The organism is Nocardia sp. CA-084685 (assembly GCF_050955785.1).
Classification (GTDB): domain Bacteria; phylum Actinomycetota; class Actinomycetes; order Mycobacteriales; family Mycobacteriaceae; genus Nocardia.
The window spans coordinates 199,330-202,244 of record NZ_CP192095.1; the positions used below are offsets into that span (position 1 = coordinate 199,330).

Below are 2,915 nucleotides of genomic sequence, written 5' to 3' on the forward strand. Positions count from 1 at the left end.
TCACATGCTGACATCGATAACGGTAGTGGAGTCCGCGCCGGGGTCATCGGTAGGCGTGAGCGGGGACTGCGGCGTAGCGGCGGGATTGGGTGCGACTTGCACGGATTGGGTTTGCGCGGCGGCGAACAGTCCCGGGTCCAGAGCTGCTGGGCTCGGTTCACGGGTGGTCAGCCAGACGTCGCCGGTGTCGGGATTGACAATGATGTCCCAGGCGTCGCATTCGGTGTCGTCACCGACAATGACCTCCGGGACTTCACCGGCCAGCATCGCGGCCACCCCGATTTCGAGGATCGAGGCTTCCTCGTCGGTGAGTACCGAGGTGGCGCGCACCGGATCCAGGACTTCATTGGCGAGGGTACGCAGGTGACTGTCCGCGGAGACGCTCCTGGTCGCTGAGTGCTGCTGATCGGCGACGATTTGTGCCATCGCTCGCACCAGGTCCCTGATCTCGGGTCGAGTCAGGGTCCTTGCGACGCGGGTCGACGGGTGCGGAGCCAGATCCGGAGCCGCGACGAATCTGCCGTCTGACAGAACCGCGGGGCCGACGGTGACCAGGCGATCTCGCAGCCACTGCTGGCAGACCGCTGCGCTAACGACCGCAGCCCATGGCCCCGCGGCCCCGCCGGGGTTCTCACCGTTGCTCAATCCGGCGACAACCCGAACGAGGCGGCGTTGCTCTCGGGCGGTGAGCAGATCGGAATCTTGCGCGGTCCGCAACACCGTGCCAGCGAGCTGGTCGAATTCGGCCGAGTTCGGCAAGTCAGCGGCGATCCACGCCATCTTTTCCAAGCAGGCACCCATGTGCTCGCGCTCAGTTAAAACCTGATACGTCGTCTCGGACTTGAACACATATTTGTCTCCGACACTGAAGGCCTCACGCGGCGGATACGGTGCCAGCCCGACAGCGTCGGTGAACCGTCGCGCGGGGTCACCGGCGGCGAGCTGCATTGCCACCCGCGTCGCGCTATACCAATGAGCGGTCTCGGCGGTAGCGATGGAGCAGTCGAGCAGCCAATTCTCGAAGGCACTGGCATCTTCGATATAGCGCCATGGATCATCGTCGATGAGATCGATGCCGCGCCCAGCTGCGATCGCGGCGACAAGCCGATCACCACGAGCCGCCTCACCAGCGGAAAAGTCGCCACTTTCCGATCGCAATGTGCTCACGATCTCGCGGGCGAGCTGATCAAGCCGGTACGCCCACACGCTGTACTCACTCGTGCGGGATCCGTCAGCGGAGGGGGCGGGAATCTGGCGGACATGATGGAGCAGCGTTCCCACAGCGGTACGCAGCAACGGGCGAGACAGTGCGGGCCGACGACTATCGGGAATCGGCGCCACACCAGGAAGGTCGAGGAACTGCCCAGGCCGCGCGAACTGCAATACCCAATCACTACCGCGCCGATGCTGGGTGCTGTCGTACCAAGCGTCGAACACCTTGGCGTCGCGGGCTCGTTCCCACAGGTAGCGGGTTTCACCGCCGTCGAGTAGCGCTTGCAGCACCGCCGCGATCCGTGCCGCTTCCTGCACGCTGTCCGCGGAGCCGCGCAGGCTGTGTGTGCGGCGTTCGGCGGCGGCATGGAGCTGATAGGCGGCGATCCTCAACGCCGGTGGCAGCGGTTGAAGCGGATGCAGTGCGCGGTGGGCGGTGGCGTGGAACGACAGGTCCGCCAGCGCGTTGATCACACCATCGCGCGAGAGCCCGCCGATCATCATGTTCGCTTCCGGACTTTGCTGCCAGGAGGCGAACACCCCGGGATCAGTGACGGTCGACCACGCCGCTGGCGGCCGGTTGTGGTCGACGCGGACTGCGTTGAGCACAGGCACCGCTCGCGCTTTCTCGTCGGCGTCGAGGACATCAGTGCCGACGACCGTGTACAGCAGGTGTTCGACATGACGATCAACGCTGTCCCAGAAGGCGACGCGAACAGGCAGGGGGGCGTCTTGTCCGGGCTGGTTGGCCAGTTTCTGTTCGAGCATCCCCACACTCGCCGCCAGCTCCCACCGGTTCATCGGTGTCGTGGGTGTGGCCGATGGCACGATCCGTGCGTTGCGGGCGCTGTACCAGTCCTCGCAGGCCGCGTCGCTGCCGATCAACGTCACCGGTTGCACGAGACGCCCGGAGGTGTCGAGAAGTCGTTCGTTCTTGTACAGGGCAGCAAGGACGCGGGTGGCGCGATGAGCGTCCCCAGCGGACAGGCCAGCGGGGCGGTACCGGGCCAGGACGACAGCGAGATCGTAGGCTTGGGCTTCGCCCTCGCGCAGCCATTGCTCGTCGGCCCCTGGTTCGGGTCCGGTCGCGACATGCTCAGCGAGATCGGTGAACATTCGCTCGAATTGGTCTCTGGTCACGCTGGAGGACCACTCGGAGTACCCGTAGATCGGGACCCGTTGCAGCAATTCGGCGTCGGCGAAGTTTGGGAGTAGCCAGTTCTCCGGCAGGTATGTGTCCCGGGGTCGGCCGTACCACTGGTCGAACAGATCCGCGCGCTGGATGCGTGCCCAGAGGCAGTGCTCGTGACCGCCACCGAGCAGATCAGGGATGACCGTTCGGGCGCGGGAGAGTTCATCAGCGGTGAACACACCACTGGCGGACATTTCGGTGAGGATCCGGTCGGCGAGTGCGCGAGCGTCCACGTCAGTTCCTGGGGCAACCGAGCGCTGCTGGCCTACCCACAGTTCAGCGACCATGTACTCCAGCTGGTGGATGGAGTCGATGATCGGCTGCCGGGTCAGGCCGGTGTCCAGTTCCGCTACAGCGTCGGGCATTGACATCTGCTCCCTATGTCACGATCTGAGGGTTTGGCGCCGCACAGGTGCCCATGTCGCTGACGCTACGACCTGAATCGGGTGGTAGGAGGCTCAGGCCACACAGGCGGTGTGGAATGGGGGTCTCAACCAGGCCGGCACAACGA

1 protein-coding gene is annotated in these 2,915 nt (G+C 65.1%); it reads right to left on the reverse strand.

Features of this window, described 5'->3' with window-relative positions; all coding sequences use genetic code 11:
- Entirely contained in the window at positions 1–2,769 is a 2,769-nt protein-coding gene (locus ACQP2U_RS43055; RefSeq protein WP_433717242.1) for a hypothetical protein, read from the reverse strand.
- Between the last annotated feature and the right edge of the window lie 146 nt (positions 2,770–2,915).